This is a genomic window from Streptomyces coeruleorubidus (assembly GCF_008705135.1).
Classification (GTDB): Bacteria; Actinomycetota; Actinomycetes; order Streptomycetales; family Streptomycetaceae; genus Streptomyces; species Streptomyces coeruleofuscus.
This window is the reverse complement of the sequence record NZ_CP023694.1, coordinates 4,603,461-4,622,937: the sequence shown is the minus strand read 5'-3', so window position 1 is coordinate 4,622,937 and position 19,477 is coordinate 4,603,461. Positions and strand designations below refer to the sequence as shown.

The window sequence follows — 19,477 nt, the reverse complement described above, 5'->3', positions numbered from 1 at the left end:
CTCGGTTGTACGGCGTATGGGAACTATTCTACGGTGTACAGCATGACGACGTCCCCACAGGAAGAGGCCCCGCCGCAGACGGCGCACGGCGGCCACCCCCAGCGCTGGCTGATCCTCGGTGTCATCTGCCTCGCGCAGCTCACCGTCCTGCTCGACAACACGATCCTGAACGTGGCGATCCCCTCGCTCACCCGCGAGATGGACGCGACGACCGCCGACGTCCAGTGGATGATGAACGCCTACTCACTGGTGCAGTCCGGCCTGCTGCTCACGGCGGGCAACGCCGCCGACCGCTACGGCCGCAAGCTGCTGCTGATGTCGGGCCTGGCGATCTTCGGTGTGGGCTCGCTGGTGGCCGGCCTGTCCCAGAGCCCGGCCCAGCTGATCGCGGCCCGCGCCGGCATGGGGGTCGGCGGCGCGCTGCTGATGACCACGATCCTCGCCGTCGTCGTGCAGATCTTCGACGACAAGGAGCGGGTCAAGGCCATCGCGCTGTGGTCCACGGTCAGTTCGCTCGGTTTCGCGGCCGGGCCGCTGATCGGCGGAGTGATGCTGAACCACTTCTGGTGGGGCGCGATCTTCCTGATCAACATCCCCGTCGCGGTGCTCGGCCTGATCGCGGTCGCGGCGCTCGTACCGGAGTCCAAGCACAAGGCGGGCGACCGTCCCGACGTGGTCGGCGCGGTGCTGTCGACCATCGGCATGACGGCCGTCGTGTACGCGATCATCACCGGCCCCGAGCACGGCTGGACTTCCGGGCAGGTGCTGGTCTCCGCGCTGATCGGCGTCATCGTTCTCGGTCTGTTCGTGACCTGGGAGCTGCGGATCGAGCACCCCATGCTCGACATGCACTTCTTCCGCAACCAGAAGTTCGTGGGCGCGGTCGCGGGCGCGATCCTCGTGGCGTTCGGCATGACGGGCTCGCTGTTCCTGCTCACCCAGCACCTCCAGTTCGTGCTCGGCTACGAGCCGCTGGACGCCGGTCTGCGGACGGCGCCGCTCGCGTTGACCGTGGTCGCGCTCAACTTCACCGGGCTCGGAGCGAAGCTGGTGCTCAAGGTCGGCACGCCGGCGGCCATCGCCCTCGGCATGACCCTGGTGTCGGCGGGGCTGGCGGCGATCGCGCTGCTCGGCGGGCACGGATACAGCGGGATGCTGCTCGGCCTGGTCGTGATGGGCGCGGGTGTGGCGCTGTCCATGCCGGCCATGGCCAACGCGATCATGAGCGCGATACCGCCGGAGAAGGCGGGTGTGGGCGCGGGGATCAACGGGACGCTCGCGGAGTTCGGCAACGGCCTCGGTGTGGCGGTCCTCGGTGCGGTGCTCAACTCGCGGTTCGCGTCGCTGGTCGCCGTATCGGCGGCGTCGCTGCCGGCGGCACTCGCGGCAGCGGACTCGGCTGAGGAGAAGGCGCGTATCTCCGACGCGTTCGCCTCCGGCCTGGAGACGAGTCAGTTGGTGGGGGCGGTGGCTGTGCTGGCCGGGGGGTTGGTCGCGGCGGCGTTGTTGCGGCGGGCCGAGCGGGCAGAATCCGCCTGAGCTCGGGGCGTACGGTCGTCTCACGGGTGCGGGGACGTAGTGGCTGGTCGCGCCCCGCGGGGGAGCCGCAAGTCGACACAGCCCCGCGCCCGTGAAAGACAATGATCGGCATCAGCAAGTCGAGGAAGGTGCGCCATGGCGAAAGCGGCTCGGGAGAGTCAGCCGCGGACCAGCGTCTGGCTGGAAAGCAAAGCGCACCGGCGTCGCGGCGGTGGGCAGCCCTCGGGCCTGGACCGCGCGCGCATCATCGAGGTCACCGTCCGGCTGCTGGACGCCGAGGGGCTGGCCAAGTTCTCGATGCGGCGGCTGGCGGGTGAGCTGAGCGTCACCGCGATGTCCGTCTACTGGTACGTCGACACCAAGGACGACCTCCTCGAACTCGCGCTGGACGAGGTCATGGGCGAGATGCGGCTGCCGGATCCGGACGCCGACGAGGACTGGCGCGACCAGGTGCGGGCGCTCGCGTGGGAGTACCGGACGCTGCTGGTGAATCACCCCTGGGTGTCCGCGCTGGTCGGCGTCTTCCTCAACATCGGCCCCAACAACCTGGCCTTCTCCCGGGCCGTACAGCGCGTCGTCCGCAGGACCGGGCTGCCCGCGAAACGCCTGACGAGCACGATCTCGGCCGTCTTCCAGTTCGTCTACGGCTACGGCACGCTGGAGGGCCACCTGTCCGCCCGTGCCAAGGCCGGCGGCATGACCGTGGACGAGTACTTCCAGCAGGCCCTGCGCACCGTGACCGCGGCCCCGCAGGCCGCCGACGTCGTGCAGGAGTCCCAGGAGATCATGGCGGCGCGCGGCGGTGACACGGTCGCCGAGATGCTGGAGCGCGACTTCGAGTTCGCACTGGAACTGCTGATCGCGGGCATCGAGGCGATGGTCGCCCGCGAATGAGGTGTTACTCCCCCTCGGCCAGCCGCGCCGGGAACCCGCCGGTCGCCACCGGGCCCCACCGCTCCGGTGTGACGCGGATGATCGACTTGCCCTGCTTGAGCATCGCCGCGCGGTACTCGTCCCAGTCGGGGTGCTCCCCGGCGATGTTCCGGTAGTACTCCACGAGCGGCTCGACGGAGTCGGGCGGGTCGATGACCTCAGCCGTGCCGTCGATCTGGACCCAGGGGCCGTTCCAGTCGTCGCTGAGGACGATCAGGCTCACCCGGGGGTCCCGCTTGGCGTTGCGGGTCTTGGCCCGCTCCGGGTACGTCGAGACCACGATCCGGCCCGAGTCGTCTACCCCGCAGGTCAGCGGCGAGCCCTGGGGGCCGCCGTCGGCGCGCCGGGTCAGCAGGATGGCGTGGTGCCGGGGCCGTACGAAGTCGAGCAACTCGTCGAGGGAGACGCGGGTGTTCGTAGCGATGTTCGGTGCCATGTCCGGCAGCCTACGACTCCATGGCCTCGGCGACGTCGTCGTACACGGGCACGTCCCGGCGCAGGCCGGTCAGTTCCAGGACGCGGCTCGCCACACCCTCCGGCCGGGCCACCAGGCGCAGCCTGGCCCCGGGGGGCAACCGGTGGCGGATGTCGTTGATGAGGCGGACGCCCTGGGAGTCCATGAAGCAGGTCGTGGTGAGGTCGAGGATCAGTACCTCCAGCCGGTCACCACGGGCCTGAGCCTCGGACACGATGAGCGGAAGCAGCTGCTCCGCGTTGCAGAAGTCGATCTCCGCGGGCATGGTGAGGTGGACGCGGCCGGGCAGGTCGCGTGGTTCGGTGGGATTCGGGAGGAAAGTCACAGCACTCACCTGGCAGACGTTCGTCCGGATTCCGGTAAGGCCTCTTCCTGACCCGTGGGGCCATTCCACCATGCCGGAGCGCGGCTGCGGAAGCGCCTGTGGTGGCCGTCGGCCGGACGTCACCTTGACGCAACCGAGCAGCTAGAGTGCTGTTCGTCCTGTGCTCGCAGTCGGGAATGTGCTGCGGAGCTCTCCTGCGCACGGCCTTAGGCCGTGCATGCCGAAGAGGTTCGTGGTGGCTGCGTCCGAGTTTCCTGATTTGCCCCGTTTTCCGGTCGGCTTCGAGCTGGCCGAGGCCTTGACGGTGGCGTCTCAGCAGCTGCACGAGACCCCCACCCGGCACAACACGCTGCGCACGGCGGTCCGGCTGGCCGTGCACCTCATGCCCGGGGCCGAGCACGCCGGCATCTCCGAGATCGAGCGCGGCAACAAGCTCCGTACGCTCGCCTGGACCGACGACGTCGTGCGCTCCGCGGAGGCAAGGCACGGCGGCCGGGAACCGCACAGGCACTGGGACCGGTTGTGGCACAGCCCGGTGGTGCGGATGACGGACAGCGAGGACGACGACGGCTGGGACGTGCTGTCGGCCCTGGGGCTGCGCTCGGCGCTGTCGCTGCGGCTGCGTGCCGACCGCCGCCGGCTGACCGTGCTCACGGCCTACGCGCGCAAACCCGGCGCCTTCGACGAGGACGCCACGCGCATCGGCCGGCTGCTCACCACACACGTCAGCATCGCCCTGGAGTCCGCCACCGTGCGCGAGCAGCTCACCGAGGCCATGCACACGCGGGACCTGATCGGCCAGGCCACCGGCATCCTCATGGAACGCCAGAGCATCGACGCGGCCGCGGCCTTCGAGAGCCTGGTGCGGGCCTCCCAACGGGAGAACGTGAAACTGCGCGACCTCGCCCGCCGGATCGTCGGTGCTCACAACTCCACGTGAGGCGCTGTGAGTTAGGGGCGGGGGCGTTAAGGGGCGCCGACGGGATACACGTACGTTCATGAGTTCCGAGACGTCCGACACGCTGGACCAGGCGATGGTGCGCAGCAGCGGTCTCGACACCCTGCTGCGCGACCTGACCGACCGTGCGGTGCAGGAGGTGCCCGGCGCCGCGGCGTGCAGCATCACGGTGAGCCGTGGCGGCCGGCTGCTCACCCTGGCCGGCAGCGACGGCCTGCCCAGCGGCCTGGACCAGCGTCAGTACGAGAACGGCTCGGGCCCCTGCGTCGACGCCGCCGAGACGGGCGCCGAGCAGTACGCCCCCGACCTGGCCGCGGAGTCCCGCTGGCCGGCGTACACGCGGTACGCGCTCTCCGCGGGCGTCCACTGCGTGCTGGCCGTGCCGATCGCCGTGGAGGGCGAGACGGGCGCCGCGATCAACCTCTACGGCGTGCGGGCCGGGACGCTGGACCAGGGCCGGGACGCGGCCCGCGCCTTCGCCGCACGGGCCGGGGACGTGATCAACGTGGCGCTGCGCATCGAACGCCGCCGCCAGTCGGTGGCCGACGTGCGCACCGCGCTGCTCTCCCGCAGCGTCATCGACCAGGCGATCGGCATCCTCATGGCGCAGGAGCGGATCAACGCCCGTGACGCGCTGGAACGGCTGCGCCGCGCCTCGCAGCACCGGAACGTCAAACTCCGGGACCTGTGCGGCCAGTTGGTGGCGAAGGTCTCCGCCCCGGCCTCAGGCGGCCGGAAGTGACTCGCCCTGCACGGCCTGGATGTCCAGCTCCACCCTGAGCGTCGTGCCGATGGCGGCGATGCCCGCCTGGAGGACCTGGTTGTAGTTCATCGCGAAGTCCTCGCGGTGCAGTTCGGTCGTGGCACGGAACGCCGCCCGGGTGCCGCCCCACGGGTCCGGGCCGGTGCCGAGGTAGGCCAGGTCCAGGTCGACCGGCCGTACGACACCGTGCATGCCCAGCTCGCCGTGGACCGTCCACCGGTCGGACCCGGTCGCCGTCAGCCCCGTCGACCGGTAGGTGATCTCGGGGAACCGCTCGACGTCCAGGAAGTCCGGCGACTTCAGGTGCCCGTCGCGCATGCCGTTTCCGGTGTCGACGGACGCGGCCCGGATCACCGCCTCCACACGCGACTTGGTGACGTCGTCCGGGGCGATCTCGATCGAGCCGGAGAACTCCGTGAACCGGCCGTGCACGCTGGAGATGCCCAGGTGCTGCGCCACGGCGGCCACGCTGGAGTGCACCGGGTCGACGGTCCACGGCCCCGGCGGCGGCAGCTCGGTGCCGCCCTGCCGCGCCAGCGTCACCGTGCCGACCTCGGCCCGGCCGCTCGCCGTGACGATCACGCTGGAGGCCGCGGGCGCATAGCCGACGGCGGTGACGATGACGGTGTACGCCCCCGGCTCCAGCGGCGTCGCGTCCCGCACGGCGCCCTCCGCGTCGGCCTCGGCACGCAGCGCCTGCGCACCGGTCATGTCGGCCACGGTGACGACCGCGTGCGACACGGCCCAACCGTCCCGGGTACGGATCCTCGCGGTCAGTCCCATCTCAGCTAACTCCCGTAAAACAGAAACTCGAAATGAAACCGGCCCGTGGCAGGGGCGCGCCTCCGCTCGGAGCGCGCCCACCGCCACGGGCCGGGGCTTGTCCTACTCGCCGGGGTGGGCGAGTTCGATGTCGTGGGCGTCGGTGCCGCGGCCCGTGACCGTCAGGGCGGTGGCCACCGGCGGGTAGCCCGTGGCGATGACGGTGTACTCGCCGCCGTCCAGGTCGGTGAAGGCGTACGCCCCGTCCGTGCCGGTCGTGGCCGAGCCGACGACGTTGCCCGCCTGGTCGACCAGCGTCACCCGGGCGTCGGCCAGCGGGCCGTGCGGGGCGCGGACGACACCCTGGACGCGGGCGCCCGAGTCCAGGTCGATCTCGACCCGGGTGACCCCGGTGCCGCCCACCTCGACGGGCAGGGCGCGCGGCCGGTACCCGGCGGCGTTCACCGCGACGGTCACCGCACCCGGCACCAGCTCGGTGAAGGAGAACTCGCCCTGCTCACCGGTGGCCTGGGTGGCCAGCAGGTCCCCGCGCACGTCGGTCACGATCACCATCGCGTCCTTGACCGGCTGCCCGCTCTCGGCGGCCCGCACCAGGCCGGTCAGCCCGCTGGTGCCGCTGAGCAGGATGTCGTAGGCGACCGGCTCGCCGTTCACCACGACGGTGGACGCCTGCGGCTGGAAGCCGTCGGCGGACGCGATGAGCACGTACGACCCGGCGCCCGGCGCGTCGAGGGCGTAGGAGCCGTCGGCCTGCGCCACGGACCGGCCCAGCTGACGCCCGGCCAGCGAGATCAGCGTGACCGCGGCCCGCGGCACGGGCGCGCTCTCGTTGCCGCGGACGAAGCCGCGGACCGGCACACCGCCCCCGCCGGACGCGGGCTCCTCGGCCCGGGCCGCCGTGGCGACGGCGGCGAGCCGCTGCGTGCCCTCGGGCCCGGTGCCGTCGGCGGCCTCGGTGTCCGCCACGGCCCAGCTCGGCACGGACTTCTCCGCGGCGGGAACCTCGGCGGCCGCCTCGGCGGGAGCCTCCGCGCGGGCGTCGTCGTCCGCCGCCTGCGCCAGTCCGCCCTTCGTCTTCAACGGGACCTCCTTGATGAACAGCGACACCAGCAGTGCGAGCAGGGCCAGCGGGGCCGAGTAGAGGAACACGTCCGCGACACCGTGGCCGTAGGCGCTCTCCACGACGGTGCGGATCGGCGCGGGCATCGCATTCAGGTCGGGGATGCCGCCACCGCCGGTGCCGGCGTGGCCGAGGGCCGCGCCCTTGCCGCCGAGGTCGGCGAGGCCGTCCTTGACGTAGTCGGTGATCTTGTTGCCCAGGACCGCGCCCAGCGCCGAGACGCCCACGGCACCGCCCAGGGACCGGAAGAAGGTCACCGTGGAGCTGGCGGCACCCAGGTCGCCCGGCTCCACCTGGTTCTGCGTGCAGAGCACCAGGTTCTGCATCATCATGCCGATGCCGAGGCCCATCAGCGCCATGAAGATCGCTATGTGCCAGTACTCGGTGTCGTACCGGATCGTGCCCAGCAGCCCGAGCCCGGCCGTCACCAGCACACCGCCGCCGAGCAGCCACCCCTTCCAGCGACCGGTCCGGGTGATGACCTGGCCGGAGACGGTGGAGGAGACGAACAGGCCCGCGATCATCGGGATGGTCATGACGCCGGACATCGTCGGCGACTTGTCCCGGGCCAGCTGGAAGTACTGGCTGAAGAACACGGTCCCCGAGAACATCGCGACACCGACGAACAGCGAGGCCAGGGAGGCCAGCGTGATGGTGCGGTTGCGGAACAGCCGCAGCGGGATGATCGGCTCGCTCGCCTTGGCCTCGACCAGGACGAACAGCGCCAGCAGCACGACGGAGCCGCCGACCATCGCGTACGTCTGCCACGACACCCAGTCGTACTTGTCGCCGGCGAAGGTCACCCAGACCAGCAGCAGGCAGACGGCCGCGGTGATGAAGAAGGCGCCGGCCCAGTCGACCTTGACCTTCCGCTTCACCACGGGCAGGTGCAGGGTCTTCTGGAGCACGATCAGGGCGATCACGGCGAAGGGCACGCCGACGTAGAAGCACCAGCGCCAGCCGAGCCAGTCGGTGTCGGTGATGACACCGCCGACCAGCGGACCGCCGACCATGGCCGTGGCGAAGACGGCGCCCAGGTAGCCGTTGTAGCGCCCGCGCTCACGCGGCGAGATCATCGCCGCCATGATGATCTGGGCCAGCGCGGACAGACCGCCCATGCCGATGCCCTGGACCGCGCGGAACGTGATGAGCGTGCCGGGGTTCTGCGACATGCCGGCCGCCGCCGAACCCAGCACGAAGATCACCAGGGCGAGCTGGATCAGCAGCTTCTTGGAGAACAGGTCGGCGAGCTTGCCCCACAGCGGCGTGGACGCGGTCATCGTCAGCAGGGACGCTGTCACGACCCAGGTGTAGGCGCTCTGGCCGCCACCGAGGTCGCCGATGATCCGGGGCAGGGCGTTGGAGACGATCGTCGACGACAGGATCGCGACGAACATGCCGAGCAGGAGGCCGGTGAGGGCCTCCATGATCTGCCGGTGCGTCATCGGAGCGCCGCCGCCGGGGGAGCCGTGGGAGCCTCCCCCGTGCTTGGCATGAGCCCGCACACCGGCTGGTGTGGTCGTTGCCATGGGCTTCCTTTTCTTACGTGCTTGCGGGTGTACGGGTGGTCTGTGCGACAGCGGGGGGCGCCACGCGGGGTGCGGGGCGGCAGTCGAAGCTCTCCCTCAACCGCGCCATCAGGTCCGTGAGCCGGCCGACGTCCTCGTCGGTCCAGTCGCTCAGGCGCTCGGCGAGGACCTCGGTGGTCCGCCGGGACAGCTCGTCGAGCTGTGTGTGGCCCGCGGGCGTGAGGCGCAGGATGCGGGAGCGCTTGTCCGCGGGGTCGGGGGAGCGTTCGATCCAGCCCCGGGCCACGACGTGCGCGACATGGCGGCTGGTGACCGACATGTCCACCGCGAGCAGCTCGGCGAGCTTGCTCATGCGCATGTCGCCGTGGCGGCCCAGCAGTGTCAGTACGGCCGCCGAGCCGCCGGTGCAGTCGGCCGGCATGATCCGGCCGAGCTCCCGCTTCACGGCGCCGAAGGCACTGAACTGGCGGACCAGCTCTTCGTACTGTGCCCTCTCGGCCATGACACCTCCCGCTTTCGTTGCTTAGGGCAACCATAGGATCTGTTGGTTGCTGAAGGCAAATAAAGAAGGTGAATGCGGCACAAAAAGTTGGCAAAGGCAAGTATTGCGGTAGTAAATGTGCAGGTGGTGAGGATGACGGCAGGGGTCGTGGGGGAGCAAGCGGAAGGCCAACCCCCACTTGGGGAGCCCCGGCGTTTTCGCTAGGGTCTCGGGCCATGGCTAACAACCAGGCCCCCCAGGGCAACCACGACCCCGCCGGCAGCACCCAGATGTTCCGCGCGTTCGTCGACGAGGCGCCGCAGGGGCGGCAGGCCGCGACGACGAGTGGCGGGCCGCGGATCGGTCTCATCCTCGGCGTCGTCGTCGCCGTCGCGGTTGTCGCGGCGGTGGCTTGGCTGGCGCTGGCGTAACGCGTACGGCTCCGCTCCGCTTGGTGTCGGGCCGGGCGTTGCGCGACTCGGCGCTGTCCGGTTGCCCGGCGTTGTCGCTGGGGCCGGGGCGCCCCCTGGGGGTATCTCCCAGGCCCTTAAGGCACTGGGGGAGGCACGACTGCCCGCAGCGGCGGCCTGCGGCAGCTGTGCGGAAGACCGCGCGTCTGCACCCGGCGGCCCACAGCGGCGACTCTGCGGCGGCCTGCGGCCGGGCGGCGCCACCGCGCGCCCGCACGCAGCAACTGCGTGGGAGGCACCCGCGGCTCAGCCGAGGCGCAGCCGCGGGCGCGTACGGCGAGAAGGGGACGTGTCGGGGGTGTCCGCCCGCGGCGGTTGGCGCGTCAACGGACAGTCAGTCGGTCACCCACCCCATCGCGCCGTTCCGAGGACGGACACCCCCGGGCGCGGCCCCGACCCACCACCCGGCGTCAGGCGCAGCCACCACCGGCGGGCAGGCGGCCCACCATCCGCGGGTCGGCGGCGCATCCCCGGTGGGGGAGGGTGCTCATCACGTGCGGGTAGGCGGCCGAGCATCCCGGCGGTCGGCGCCATCACCTACGGGCAGGCGGCGCATCCCCGGCGGGGCAGGGCGCCCATCACCTGCGGGTAGGCGGCCGATCGCCCTGGCGGTCAGCCGCCCAACACTCCAGCGGTCGGCGAGCCATCACTTCCGGGTCGGCGGCGCACCTCCGACGGGTAGGGCGCCCAACACCGGCGGTAGGCGGCCCACCACCTTGGCAATCGGCGGCCCACCACCCCAGCGGCCAGCGAGCGAGCCACCATCCCAGCGGTCAGCGAGCCATCGTTGGCGCGGCCCACTCCTATGGCCAGGGCCCCATCATCTGCGGCTAGGCGGCCCGCCACCGCGGCGGCCAGCGAGCCATCACCTGCGAGTTGGCGCGGCGCACCCCGGCGGGTAGGCCCCATCGCCTGCGGCTAGGCGGCCCGCCACCCCGGCGGTCAGCGGGCCTCCACCGTCGGGTCGGCGAGCCGTCACCCACCCGTGGGTCAGTGAGCCGTCACCCACCCTCAAGTCGGCGAGCCGTCACCCACCCGCAGATCAGTGAGCCGTCGCCCACCCTCAAGTCGGCGAGCCGTCACCCACCCTCGGGTCGGCGAGCCGTCACCCACCCGTGGGTCAGTGAGCCGTCATCCACCCTCGGGTCGGCGAACCGTCGCCCGCCCGCGGATGGGTGAGCCCCCCGCGGGCCGGCGGCGCGGTCAGTCCGAGATGAGGCCTTCCCGGAGCTGTGCCAGTGTCCTCGTCAGCAGGCGGGAGACGTGCATCTGGGAGATGCCGACCTCCTCGCCGATCTGCGACTGGGTCATGTTCGCGAAGAACCGCAGCATGATGATCCGCCGCTCACGGGGCGGCAGTTTGGCCAGCAGCGGCTTCAGGGACTCGCGGTACTCCACGCCCTCCAGCGCGGTGTCCTCGTAGCCCAGACGGTCCGCCAGCGAGCCCTCGCCGCCGTCGTCCTCCGGCGCCGGGGAGTCCAGCGAGGACGCCGTGTACGCGTTCCCCACCGCCAGCCCGTCGACGACGTCCTCCTCGGACACCCCGAGCACGGACGCGAGTTCGGTGACCGTCGGCGAGCGGTCCAGCTTCTGCGAGAGCTCGTCACTGGCCTTCGTCAGCGCCAGCCGCAGCTCCTGAAGCCGGCGCGGCACCCGCACCGACCACGACGTGTCGCGGAAGAACCGCTTGATCTCGCCCACGACGGTTGGCATCGCGAACGTCGGGAACTCGACGCCCCGTTCGCAGTCGAACCGGTCGATCGCCTTGATCAGCCCGATCGTGCCGACCTGGACGATGTCCTCCATCGGCTCGTTGCGGGAGCGGAACCGCGCCGCCGCGTACCGCACCAGCGGCAGGTTGAGCTCGATCAAGGTGTCGCGGACGTACGCACGCTCGGGGCTGTCCTCGTCGAGCGCGGCCAGCCGCAGGAACAGGGAGCGGGACAGGGTGCGGGTGTCGATGGCCCCCGTGGCCGGAAGGACCGGCGCGGGCTCGGTCGCGAGCTCGGCCGGAACGTCGTCGATGGGGCCGAGTGAGTCGAGAGCATGGGGAGCTGTGTCGCTCTCCGCGAGCGTGAGCACCTTCGAGCTGCCCTGTTCTGCGGACATGCCACCCCCTTTGGGTCGCGGGACGGTCGCGGCGAACGCCCCCGTCTGAGGAACGCAGCCTTCACCTGAATACCGGAGCCGAAGCCCCGGCAAACGCGCTTCCCGCAGAATGTCACATGTCGGCAACACGCTGTAGTGACATGTCGACATCTGAGACGCCAATCCGCCCTGCAAACAAGGGGTCTGACGCCTTTTCGGCCCGCAACCGTCGGGAACGGCCCTGAGGAGCGATTCGCTCGCCAGGGTTACCACTCGCAACTGTTTGCGGTTACGCGTCGATCCGGTTCGCGGACCGCAATCGCTGGAAGCTACGCGCCAGTAGCCGCGACACATGCATCTGCGAGACGCCGAGCTCCGCACTGATCTGAGACTGCGTGAGATTGCTGTAGTACCGCAGCAGCAGAATCCGCTGCTCCCTCTCGGGCAGCTGCACGAGCAGATGCCGTACGAGATCCCGGTGCTCCACGCCGTCCAGCGCGGGATCCTCGTAGCCGAGCCGGTCCAGCAGCCCCGGCAGTCCGTCGCCCTCCTGCGCGGCCTCCAGGGAGGTCGCGTGGTACGACCGCCCGGCCTCGATGCAGGACAGCACCTCGTCCTCGGTGATGCGCAGCCGCTCGGCGATCTCGGCCGTGGTGGGGGTGCGCCCGAAGGCGGTCGTGAGGTCCTCGGTCGCGCCGTTGACCTGCACCCACAGCTCATGGAGCCGGCGCGGCACATGGACCGTACGGACGTTGTCGCGAAAGTAGCGCTTGATCTCGCCGATCACCGTCGGCATCGCGAACGTCGGGAACTGCACGCCCCGGTCCGGGTCGAAGCGGTCGATGGCGTTGATGAGCCCGATGGTGCCGACCTGGACGACGTCCTCCATCGGCTCGTTGCGGGAGCGGAACCGGGCGGCGGCGTAGCGCACCAGGGGGAGGTTGGCCTCGATGAGCGCCCCGCGCACCCGGTCGTGCTCGGGCGTCCCCGGCTGGAGTTCCTTGAGCTCCGCGAAGAGGACCTGTGTGAGGGCGCGGGTGTCGGCGCCTCGGCTCCGCTGGGGAGCCGGTTCCGAGGATGGTGCCTGAGGTGCGGTACTGGCCAGCACGGTCAACTCCACCTTGTCATCCGGCAACCTGTCCGTCGGCTCTTCCGTCAAAAGCGGTCATAGCATCACAAGACAGGTGCACTGTGTGCAAGCACCCCATAACTACGTGTTGAGGGATGAAATACCGCATAAATGCGCATGAGCCCCCCGTCGGAGCGACGGGGGGCTCGAAGCGGCGGGCTCAGAACTCGTAGTCGGCGATCACCCACGTGGCGAACTCGCGCCACAGCGCGACACCCGCCTGGTGGTCGGGATGCTCCACGTACCGGCGCAGCGCGTCCGCGTCGTCGAAGGCCGAGTTGATGGCGAAGTCATGGGCGATGGGACGGTCGCTGACGTTCCAGCCGAGCTCCCAGAAGCGGATCCCGGGGACCGTGCCCTCGAGCGAGCGGAAGGCCTCGACGCCCTTCACGACTCGCGGGTCGTCACGCTCGACACCCTCGTTGAGCTTGAAGAGGACCAGGTGGCGGATCATCACTTTCCTCCGTCGGCGACCCACGTGGCGAAGTCGCCGAGGGCCTGGGCGGCGTCCGATATGCCCTGGAACCCTATCTGGACGTAGTCGGCGGCCTTGGCCGGGTCCGTGACGATCACGTACAGCGCGAAGACCACGACGACGTAGACGGCGACCTTCTTCGCGTTCACCGCCATCGCGGCCTCCCCTGTCACTGGTGTCTCATGCGCGCACATGATCGCACGAAGGGTCGGTCACCCGAAGGGGCAGAACGCACGAAGGGCCCCGTCTGACGACGGGGCCCTTCTCAAGCGGTAGCGGAGGGATTTGAACCCTCGGTGACTTGCGCCACACTCGCTTTCGAGGCGAGCTCCTTCGGCCGCTCGGACACGCTACCGAGGGAGACCTTACAGCAAGGTGCCGCGTGCTTTGAAATCGATATGCGGCGACGGTCAGCGACCGCGGAAGAACTCGGTGAGCAGCCCGGCGCACTCCTGAGCGAGCACGCCCTCGATCACCTCGGGCCGGTGGTTGAGCCGCCGGTCGCGGACGAGGTCCCACAGGGATCCGGCCGCGCCGGCCTTGTCGTCGCGGGCGCCGTAGACGAGCCGGTCGACGCGGGACTGCTGGATCGCGCCCGCGCACATCGTGCAGGGCTCCAGCGTCACCACGAGGGTGCAGCCGGCGAGCCGCCACCGCCCGAGCGCGGCCGCGGCCCGCCGCAGGGCGAGGACCTCCGCGTGGGCCGTCGGGTCGCCGCCGGCCTCGCGTTCGTTGTGCCCGGCCGCGAGCACGGTGGTGCCGTCCGGGGCCAGTACGACGGCGCCGACGGGGACGTCCCCGCCCTGGACGGCCTCGGCGGCCTCGTCCAGGGCGAGTCGCATCGCGGGCCGCCAGGGGTCCCGTACCGGATCCGGCGGGTCCGGGATGGTGCGAGCGGTCAGCGGACGGTCTCCAGGGTCTCCGAGGCGCCGAGGGCCTCGGCGATCTCCGTGACGGCGTCCGTCGCCAGCGAGCGCAGTTCCTTCTCGCTCACGCCGAGGTCGTCCAGGATCTGGGCGTCGCCGACCGGGCCGTGCGGCACGGCCTCGCCGGTTCCGGCGACCGGGTCGCCGTCGTCTGCCTCGTCGTCGTCGGAGTCACCGTCCTCGGTGCCGTCGAGGTCGAGGGCGTCCAGGTCGTCCCCGTCGTCCGGATCGCGTCCGAGCAGCTCGTCGGTGAGGAGGATCTCGCCGTAGCTGCTGCGGGCAGCGGCGGCGGCGTCCGAGACGTAGATGCGAGGGTCCTCCTCGCCGTCCACGCGGACCACTCCGAACCAGGCGTCCTCCTGCTCGATGAGCACGAGCACCGTGTCCTCGTCGGGGGAGGCTTCACGGGCCAGGTCGGCCAGATCCGACAGGGTTTCCACATCGTCGAGCTCCGTGTCGCTCGCTTCCCACCCGTCTTCGGTGCGCGCGAGCAGTGCGGCGAAGTACACCGTGACTCTCCCACTGGTCATAGGCGTGCCGGTTGGGGGTCCCCCCGGCGGAGGTTGCGGGCGGGGAGTGCTCGTCCGAGCCCCACCCACTCGGAATCGTGGCAGAAACAAGGCGTTCAGGGGACGTCTTCGGCCCCCTGTGTCCGGCAGTTTTGATCGCACGCTCGTTGCCGCCACCTGCGGATCGTACGCGGCTTTCCCCCGTTCCACGCACGGTCACCTCGGCAACGTCCGCGCGGTTCGTGATCTTCCCCGGGGGTTTCCTCAGCCGTTTCCTACCAGCGGAACGTGCGCATGCGCATCGCGTGCCGCAGCCGGGCCGTCTTGACGCGGCGCGGCTGGACGCGGTCGCGCAGTTCCCGGGCCTCGGCCAGGTCGCGCAGGAACCGGGCGCGCCGCCGACGGCGCTCGGCGTCGGTCTCGCTCGTCGTCCCGCCCAGCATGCGGGGCGCGTCGGACGTGTCCGCCGCGCTGGGCACGTCGGCCTGCTCGGCCCGTTCGGCCCGTTCGGCCCGTTCGGTCCGGGCAGCCTTGCCGGGCCGCGCGGTCCTGCCCGGCCTGCCGCGCCTGCCGGTCTCGTAGCTCTCTCGGTCCGTCGTGGGCCGCGCGCGCCGCGACGGAACGTCTCGGGATTCCCGGTCGGGCATCAGGTTCACCACCCCCAGTCCGTCCTTCCCGCCTTCCCCGGACGGGCGGTTTGACGCCGGCGAATGGGTGACGGGCGGGAGGCGGCCTCGCCGTGCGGCCGGGGTCAGCGGGCCCGGTTACTGTTGTGGACATGCGTCTCCACGTCGTCGACCACCCCCTGGTCGCCCACAAACTCACCGCGTTGCGCGACCAGCGCACCGACTCCGCGACCTTCCGCCGTCTCGCCGACGAGCTGGTCACCCTGCTCGCCTACGAGGCCACGCGCGACGTGCGCACCGAACAGGTCGACATCCGGACGCCGGTGGCCACGACCACGGGCGTCAAGCTGTCCCACCCGCGTCCGCTGGTGGTGCCGATCCTGCGGGCCGGCCTCGGCATGCTGGACGGCATGGTCCGGCTGCTGCCGACCGCCGAGGTGGGCTTCCTCGGCATGATCCGCAACGAGGAGACGCTCCAGGCCTCCACGTACGCCACGCGCATGCCGGAGGACCTGTCCGGACGGCAGGTGTACGTGCTGGACCCGATGCTCGCCACCGGCGGCACGCTGGTCGCGGCGATCCAGGAGCTGATCCGGCGCGGCGCCGACGACGTGACCGCCGTGGTGCTGCTGGCCGCGCCGGAGGGCGTCGAGGTCATGGAGCGCGAGCTGGCGGGCACCCCGGTGACGGTCGTGACCGCGTCGGTCGACGAGCGCCTGAACGAGCACGGCTACATCGTGCCGGGCCTCGGCGACGCCGGGGACCGGATGTACGGGGCGGCCGAGTAGGCATCCGACCCGGCAAGCCGGCCCTGAGCGGTTCGGCAGCCCTTCTCTCCGAGCTGCTCAGCAGCCCTTCTTCGACGACGGCGCCGGCTCGGGCGTGGCCAGCTTGGTCAGAGCCCGGTCGGCGTCCGGCTTCTTCGCCAGCTCCTTGAAGCCGTCACCGATGACGAGGTCGACGGCAGCGCCCTTGCGGGCCGCCTCGGTACGCCGTTCGGCGCCCGGGAGCTGGGCGCCGAGCACCGGCAGCGCGGTGTCGAGGGCGGAGGTGGGGCCGAGCAGCACGCCGGTGCCCTTGACCTTCTTGTCGTACTGCTTGGGCGCGTTGCCCACGTCGCCGATCTTGAAGCCGCGCTTCTTCAGCTCGTCGGCGGTCTTCTTGGCCAGGCCGCTGCGGGTGGTGGCGTTGAGCACGTTGACCGTGATCGCGCGCGGTTCGGGCAGGGGTTCGGCGCTGGGCGAGGGGCTCGCCTTGGTCCGGGCGGCGCAGTCCGTCCCGCCGCCGGCGGCCGAGGCCTTCGTGCCGCCGCCGGTGAAGACGTCGACGAGCTGCCACGTGCCCCAGCCGCCCACGCCGAGCACGGCGGCGGAGGCGACGGCCAGGACGACGAGCCTGCCGCGCCGCCGGGGCCGGCGCATCCGCGGGTACTTGTTTCCCTTGATGCGGTATTTGCCGCCCATGCCGGGGGGAGTCAGCATGCTCATGAGCGCAGCGTAGTGCGCCTGGGCGACGATGCCTACTAGATGATCATTCGACGTCGCCCAGCGGAACCCGAAAGGGCCAACCCGTGACCGGCGGGGCTCAGTCGAGCTCGAGCACGCGCGCGTGCAGCACCTGGCGCTGCTGGAGCGCCGCCCGCACCGCGCGGTGCAGGCCGTCCTCCAGGTAGAGATCGCCCTGCCACTTCACGACGTGCGCGAAGAGGTCGCCGTAGAACGTCGAGTCCTCGGCGAGCAGCGTCTCGAGATCGAGCTGCTGTTTGGTCGTCACGAGCTGATCGAGGCGGACCGGGCGCGGCGCGACGTCCGCCCACTGCCGGGTGCTGTCCCGGCCGTGGTCGGGGTACGGCCGGCCGTTTCCGATGCGCTTGAAGATCACACGGAAAGCCTACCGGGCGGGACCTTCCGGGCGCAGCCGTGGCGGCGGAGTGCGACGCTGAAAAAAACCCCACAAGGCGGTACGTACCGGGCACAGGGGCGTGAATATGCGCTCCTCTTCCACGAGCTGCCCGAGCTGCCCGAGGCCGGCGACGTCGACAGGCCGGGCTGGTCTTCTTCGCCCGAAAGGGGTTGGCGTCCTCTCGGTGGTGCAGCCGTTCGGGGCGGCGGAGGCGCCGGACCGGTCGCCTCCGCCGTCGCGGGTCGGTCAGCCGCGTTCCCTTTCCAGCGGGTGCCGCTGTCGCTCCCGGGTCTCCGGCTCGGGCTCGGGATGGGGCTGGGGCTGGGGCGGCTTGGGCGCGTTGCGGACGGCTTCGGCGCGCAGGAGGGCGCGCAGAACCGCGTAGGGGTCTTCGAGCATGGCTGTGTTCCTCGTTCCGTATTGCTGCGTATTGCTGCGTACGGGCTGATGGACCGGTGTCCGGTCCTGTCAGCAGCGCAGGACCTCGGAACGCAGGGGCCGAGGGTCGTGGCGCGGGCCCGGCGGCACGGGCACGGGAAGCGGCGCGGCGTACGCGGGCCCGGGGCTCGGGAGCGGGGCGGGGCGCAGGGGGACGGCGGCGCGCCGCGTGCCCCGGGCGGGTGGGCGCGGGGCGGCGTCGAGGACGTCGCACTCGACGGCCGTGCTCTCGCCGGAGACGGTGGCCGCCGGGCCTGTGTGCGCCTCGGCGTGCGCGCCGGGCACGAGCAGGGCGAGCAGCAGGACGAGCACCCGCGGCCAGGTGTGCCGGCGGGTGCCGCGGGTGGCCGGCTGCGGTGCGGGTGCGGGGTTCACGGGAGGTCGTTCCCCGTCGCGCGTATGCCGTTCATCCCACCGGCTGCGAGATCCGCTCGCTCGGCGTACGGCGGCCCCGGATGCGCAGGGCCGTGGCGATCTCGGCGGCGCCTACCGCGAGCAACCAGCAGCCGCCGACGAGGGTGAGGACGGCGACGGACTCGAAGGGCGCGTCGATGAGGACGATTCCGGCGACGACGGTGAGGGTGCCGAGGAAGACCTGCCAGCCCCGGGCGGGCATCGCCGGGTCGTGGGCGGCGGCCAGGGTCTGGGTGATGCCGCGGAACAGCCAGCCGATGCCGATCCAGAGGGCGAGCAGCAGGATCGACTGCATGGGGCGGCGGAAGCAGAACAGGCCGAGCAGGATCGAGAGCGTGCCGCTGATGAACGCGAGGACGCGCAGGGCTGTCGTCCGGTGAGTGCCGAAGGCGGAGGCGAGCTGGAGGATGCCGCTGACGAGCAGGTAGAGCCCGAACAGCACCCCGGCGGCGAACAGCGACGCGCCCGGCCAGACCAGGACGAGAAGCCCCAGCACGAGGGAGGTGACCCCGGTGGCCAGCACGGCTTGCCAGGCGGCGTGGGAGAGCTGGTGCAGGGGGCCTGTGAAGGCGGGCTCCGGGTCACGACTGTCTGAGGGCGGGCTCGCGGTGTGCGTGGCGCCCCGGGGTGCGTGCGGGTCGGGTGACTTGGGCGGGGACGGGGGGTGACCGGGCCGTTCGTGGGTGTGCGGGCCGTCCGGGCCCGGGCCCTGGGAGACGTGGGGTTCCAAGCCCTGGGGCGGTCGGGGCACGCCCCCGTGTGCGGGGCCGCGCTCCGGCTCCCAGGGGGAGCGGCTCGGTGGCTCGGTCATGGTCCATGCTCGGACCGGCCGCGAGGGGCTCGCCACCTGGGGCGGGCCGTGCGGTTGATGTCGATTGTCCGGAGTGGGCCGTGCGGCTGGCGCCCCCTGTGGCCGACGCCCCGGGCAGGTCACGGATGTCCGCCGTCCGCGGCGGGCCGTGTCAGCCGGTGCCCGTGTCCCGCAGGGGGCTACTTCCCGGTTGCCTTCGCGGCCTTGGCCGCTGCCTTCATCTCCTGTTTGTGGGCTCGTACCTTGGCCAGCGACTCGGGGCCGGTGATGTCGGCGACCGAGCGGAAGGACTTCGGTTCGCCGTAGGAGCCCGCCGCCTCACGCCAGCCCGTCGGCTGGACGCCGAGCTGCTTGCCGAGGAGGGCGAGGAAGATCTGGGCCTTCTGCTTGCCGAAGCCGGGCAGTTCGGCCAGTCGTTTCAGCAGTTCCTTGCCGGTGGCGGCGTCCTTCCAGACGGCCTCGGCGTCACCGTCGTAGTGCGCGACGAGGTACTGGCAGAGCTGCTGGATCCGCTTGGCCATGGAGCCCGGGTAGCGGTGCACCGCCGGCTTCTGGGAGAGCAGCGCGGCGAAGGCCTCGGGGGCGTGCGAAGCGATCTCGTGCGCGTCCAGGTCGTCCGTGCCGAGCCGCTGGGCGATGGTCGCCGGACCCTTGAACGCCCACTCCATCGGGATCTGCTGGTCCAGCAGCATCCCGACCAGCGCGGCGAGCGGACTGCGCCCGAGCAGCGCGTCGGCCTCGGGGTCCTGGGCGAGGTGAAGAGTGACGTCCATGCCCCGATCA

Annotated in this window: 24 protein-coding genes and 1 tRNA gene; 6 read left to right on the top strand and 19 right to left on the bottom strand. The window is 71.3% G+C overall.

From position 1 onward, the window contains the following. Nucleotides 1-42 precede the first annotated feature (42 nt). Both CP976_RS21395 and CP976_RS21390 read left to right on the top strand, forming a co-directional pair. Entirely contained in the window at nt 43-1,539 is a 1,497-nt protein-coding gene (locus CP976_RS21395; protein ID WP_086847841.1) for an MFS transporter, read from the top strand. A 135-nt stretch (nt 1,540-1,674) separates the two neighbouring features. Beyond that, on the top strand, nt 1,675-2,433 hold the full coding sequence (locus CP976_RS21390; RefSeq protein WP_150481824.1) for a TetR/AcrR family transcriptional regulator: 759 nt from the start codon (nt 1,675-1,677) through the stop codon (nt 2,431-2,433). 4 nt (nt 2,434-2,437) lie between these two features. Here the strand turns inward: CP976_RS21390 and CP976_RS21385 are convergent, their stop codons facing one another. After that, the gene (locus CP976_RS21385; RefSeq protein WP_086601948.1) at nt 2,438-2,908 is read right to left on the bottom strand and encodes a PPOX class F420-dependent oxidoreductase; all 471 of its coding nucleotides are present in this window, start codon (nt 2,906-2,908) and stop codon (nt 2,438-2,440) included. Between the two features lie 10 nt (nt 2,909-2,918). Continuing rightward, nucleotides 2,919-3,281, bottom strand: a complete 363-nt coding sequence (locus CP976_RS21380) for an STAS domain-containing protein (protein WP_229875484.1) — start codon at nt 3,279-3,281, stop codon at nt 2,919-2,921. Between the two features lie 208 nt (nt 3,282-3,489). On the opposite strand from CP976_RS21380, the gene CP976_RS21375 reads away from it, so the two are divergent. Beyond that, the gene (locus tag CP976_RS21375; RefSeq protein ID WP_150481822.1) at nt 3,490-4,212 is read left to right on the top strand and encodes an ANTAR domain-containing protein; all 723 of its coding nucleotides are present in this window, start codon (nt 3,490-3,492) and stop codon (nt 4,210-4,212) included. 58 nt (nt 4,213-4,270) lie between these two features. Continuing rightward, the gene (locus CP976_RS21370) at nt 4,271-4,972 is read left to right on the top strand and encodes a GAF and ANTAR domain-containing protein (protein WP_150481821.1); all 702 of its coding nucleotides are present in this window, start codon (nt 4,271-4,273) and stop codon (nt 4,970-4,972) included. Here the strand turns inward: CP976_RS21370 and CP976_RS21365 are convergent. The 3 genes from CP976_RS21365 to CP976_RS21355 all read right to left on the bottom strand — a co-directional run bounded on the left by CP976_RS21365 (nt 4,955) and on the right by CP976_RS21355 (nt 8,927). Beyond that, complete coding sequence (locus tag CP976_RS21365; RefSeq protein WP_150481820.1) at nt 4,955-5,776, bottom strand: YceI family protein; 822 nt, start codon at nt 5,774-5,776, stop codon at nt 4,955-4,957. The two genes, CP976_RS21370 and CP976_RS21365, sit on opposite strands and share 18 nt — an antisense overlap. A 102-nt stretch (nt 5,777-5,878) precedes the next feature. Next, nucleotides 5,879-8,341, bottom strand: coding sequence for an MFS transporter (locus CP976_RS21360; protein WP_167537569.1), 2,463 nt, complete (start codon nt 8,339-8,341; stop codon nt 5,879-5,881). Between the two features lie 97 nt (nt 8,342-8,438). Next, complete coding sequence (locus tag CP976_RS21355) at nt 8,439-8,927, bottom strand: MarR family winged helix-turn-helix transcriptional regulator (protein WP_150481818.1); 489 nt, start codon at nt 8,925-8,927, stop codon at nt 8,439-8,441. Nucleotides 8,928-9,142: 215 nt separating this feature from the next. On the opposite strand from CP976_RS21355, the gene CP976_RS21350 reads away from it, so the two are divergent. After that, nucleotides 9,143-9,337, top strand: coding sequence for a hypothetical protein (locus CP976_RS21350; protein ID WP_150481817.1), 195 nt, complete (start codon nt 9,143-9,145; stop codon nt 9,335-9,337). A 1,242-nt stretch (nt 9,338-10,579) separates the two neighbouring features. Here CP976_RS21350 and CP976_RS21345 read toward each other — a convergent pair. The 8 genes from CP976_RS21345 to CP976_RS21310 all read right to left on the bottom strand — a co-directional run bounded on the left by CP976_RS21345 (nt 10,580) and on the right by CP976_RS21310 (nt 15,150). After that, complete coding sequence (locus CP976_RS21345) at nt 10,580-11,485, bottom strand: RNA polymerase sigma factor SigF (RefSeq protein WP_086854429.1); 906 nt, start codon at nt 11,483-11,485, stop codon at nt 10,580-10,582. A 268-nt stretch (nt 11,486-11,753) separates the two neighbouring features. Further along, complete coding sequence (locus CP976_RS21340; RefSeq protein WP_373304859.1) at nt 11,754-12,572, bottom strand: RNA polymerase sigma factor SigF; 819 nt, start codon at nt 12,570-12,572, stop codon at nt 11,754-11,756. Between the two features lie 181 nt (nt 12,573-12,753). After that, nucleotides 12,754-13,047 carry a Dabb family protein gene (locus tag CP976_RS21335; protein WP_086854430.1) on the bottom strand — a complete coding sequence of 98 codons (294 nt, stop codon included), beginning with the start codon at nt 13,045-13,047 and terminating at the stop codon, nt 12,754-12,756. After that, nucleotides 13,047-13,223, bottom strand: a complete 177-nt coding sequence (locus tag CP976_RS21330) for a hypothetical protein (RefSeq protein ID WP_086854431.1) — start codon at nt 13,221-13,223, stop codon at nt 13,047-13,049. The genes CP976_RS21335 and CP976_RS21330 overlap by 1 nt, the downstream gene beginning before the upstream one ends. A 115-nt stretch (nt 13,224-13,338) precedes the next feature. Then, nucleotides 13,339-13,423: transfer RNA gene (locus CP976_RS21325), tRNA-Ser, on the bottom strand. Between the two features lie 55 nt (nt 13,424-13,478). After that, nucleotides 13,479-13,910, bottom strand: a complete 432-nt coding sequence (gene tadA / locus CP976_RS21320; protein ID WP_150481815.1) for a tRNA adenosine(34) deaminase TadA — start codon at nt 13,908-13,910, stop codon at nt 13,479-13,481. Nucleotides 13,911-13,966: 56 nt separating this feature from the next. Then, nucleotides 13,967-14,503 (bottom strand): tRNA adenosine deaminase-associated protein, encoded by a 537-nt coding sequence (locus CP976_RS21315; RefSeq protein WP_086601934.1) that lies wholly within the window; start codon nt 14,501-14,503, stop codon nt 13,967-13,969. A 275-nt stretch (nt 14,504-14,778) separates the two neighbouring features. Then, nucleotides 14,779-15,150 carry a hypothetical protein gene (locus CP976_RS21310; RefSeq protein ID WP_150481814.1) on the bottom strand — a complete coding sequence of 124 codons (372 nt, stop codon included), beginning with the start codon at nt 15,148-15,150 and terminating at the stop codon, nt 14,779-14,781. A gap of 131 nt (nt 15,151-15,281) precedes the next feature. On the opposite strand from CP976_RS21310, the gene upp reads away from it, so the two are divergent. Further along, entirely contained in the window at nt 15,282-15,917 is a 636-nt protein-coding gene (gene upp, locus CP976_RS21305) for a uracil phosphoribosyltransferase (protein WP_086601954.1), read from the top strand. A gap of 57 nt (nt 15,918-15,974) precedes the next feature. On the opposite strand, the gene CP976_RS21300 is transcribed toward upp, so the two are convergent. The 6 genes from CP976_RS21300 to CP976_RS21280 form a co-directional block, all read right to left on the bottom strand. Continuing rightward, entirely contained in the window at nt 15,975-16,592 is a 618-nt protein-coding gene (locus CP976_RS21300; protein WP_150485435.1) for a LytR C-terminal domain-containing protein, read from the bottom strand. 121 nt (nt 16,593-16,713) lie between these two features. Further along, complete coding sequence (locus CP976_RS21295) at nt 16,714-17,010, bottom strand: type II toxin-antitoxin system VapB family antitoxin (protein WP_003991361.1); 297 nt, start codon at nt 17,008-17,010, stop codon at nt 16,714-16,716. A gap of 267 nt (nt 17,011-17,277) precedes the next feature. Then, nucleotides 17,278-17,430 (bottom strand): hypothetical protein, encoded by a 153-nt coding sequence (locus CP976_RS42980; protein WP_167537380.1) that lies wholly within the window; start codon nt 17,428-17,430, stop codon nt 17,278-17,280. Between the two features lie 69 nt (nt 17,431-17,499). After that, nucleotides 17,500-17,844, bottom strand: a complete 345-nt coding sequence (locus CP976_RS21290; RefSeq protein WP_229875486.1) for a hypothetical protein — start codon at nt 17,842-17,844, stop codon at nt 17,500-17,502. Between the two features lie 31 nt (nt 17,845-17,875). Then, complete coding sequence (locus tag CP976_RS21285; RefSeq protein ID WP_150481813.1) at nt 17,876-18,694, bottom strand: HdeD family acid-resistance protein; 819 nt, start codon at nt 18,692-18,694, stop codon at nt 17,876-17,878. A gap of 179 nt (nt 18,695-18,873) precedes the next feature. Continuing rightward, nucleotides 18,874-19,467: an HhH-GPD-type base excision DNA repair protein gene (locus CP976_RS21280; protein WP_150481812.1), complete on the bottom strand. Its 594-nt coding sequence runs from the start codon at nt 19,465-19,467 to the stop codon at nt 18,874-18,876. Nucleotides 19,468-19,477: the final 10 nt, after the last annotated feature.

Coding starts and splice junctions, on each gene's coding strand:
- CP976_RS21285 (WP_150481813.1), bottom strand. CDS start 18,694: ATGACCGAGCCACCGAGCCGCTCCCCCTGGGAGCCGGAGCGCGGCCCC.
- CP976_RS21280 (WP_150481812.1), bottom strand. CDS start 19,467: ATGGACGTCACTCTTCACCTCGCCCAGGACCCCGAGGCCGACGCGCTG.
- CP976_RS21385 (WP_086601948.1), bottom strand. CDS start 2,908: ATGGCACCGAACATCGCTACGAACACCCGCGTCTCCCTCGACGAGTTG.
- CP976_RS21345 (WP_086854429.1), bottom strand. CDS start 11,485: ATGTCCGCAGAACAGGGCAGCTCGAAGGTGCTCACGCTCGCGGAGAGC.
- CP976_RS21330 (WP_086854431.1), bottom strand. CDS start 13,223: ATGGCGGTGAACGCGAAGAAGGTCGCCGTCTACGTCGTCGTGGTCTTC.
- CP976_RS21350 (WP_150481817.1), top strand. CDS start 9,143: ATGGCTAACAACCAGGCCCCCCAGGGCAACCACGACCCCGCCGGCAGC.
- tadA (WP_150481815.1), bottom strand. CDS start 13,910: ATGCGACTCGCCCTGGACGAGGCCGCCGAGGCCGTCCAGGGCGGGGAC.
- CP976_RS21390 (WP_150481824.1), top strand. CDS start 1,675: ATGGCGAAAGCGGCTCGGGAGAGTCAGCCGCGGACCAGCGTCTGGCTG.
- CP976_RS21360 (WP_167537569.1), bottom strand. CDS start 8,341: ATGACGCACCGGCAGATCATGGAGGCCCTCACCGGCCTCCTGCTCGGC.
- CP976_RS42980 (WP_167537380.1), bottom strand. CDS start 17,430: ATGCTCGAAGACCCCTACGCGGTTCTGCGCGCCCTCCTGCGCGCCGAA.
- CP976_RS21310 (WP_150481814.1), bottom strand. CDS start 15,150: ATGCCCGACCGGGAATCCCGAGACGTTCCGTCGCGGCGCGCGCGGCCC.
- CP976_RS21370 (WP_150481821.1), top strand. CDS start 4,271: ATGAGTTCCGAGACGTCCGACACGCTGGACCAGGCGATGGTGCGCAGC.
- upp (WP_086601954.1), top strand. CDS start 15,282: ATGCGTCTCCACGTCGTCGACCACCCCCTGGTCGCCCACAAACTCACC.
- CP976_RS21335 (WP_086854430.1), bottom strand. CDS start 13,047: ATGATCCGCCACCTGGTCCTCTTCAAGCTCAACGAGGGTGTCGAGCGT.
- CP976_RS21375 (WP_150481822.1), top strand. CDS start 3,490: ATGCCGAAGAGGTTCGTGGTGGCTGCGTCCGAGTTTCCTGATTTGCCC.
- CP976_RS21300 (WP_150485435.1), bottom strand. CDS start 16,592: ATGGGCGGCAAATACCGCATCAAGGGAAACAAGTACCCGCGGATGCGC.
- CP976_RS21395 (WP_086847841.1), top strand. CDS start 43: ATGACGACGTCCCCACAGGAAGAGGCCCCGCCGCAGACGGCGCACGGC.
- CP976_RS21365 (WP_150481820.1), bottom strand. CDS start 5,776: ATGGGACTGACCGCGAGGATCCGTACCCGGGACGGTTGGGCCGTGTCG.
- CP976_RS21355 (WP_150481818.1), bottom strand. CDS start 8,927: ATGGCCGAGAGGGCACAGTACGAAGAGCTGGTCCGCCAGTTCAGTGCC.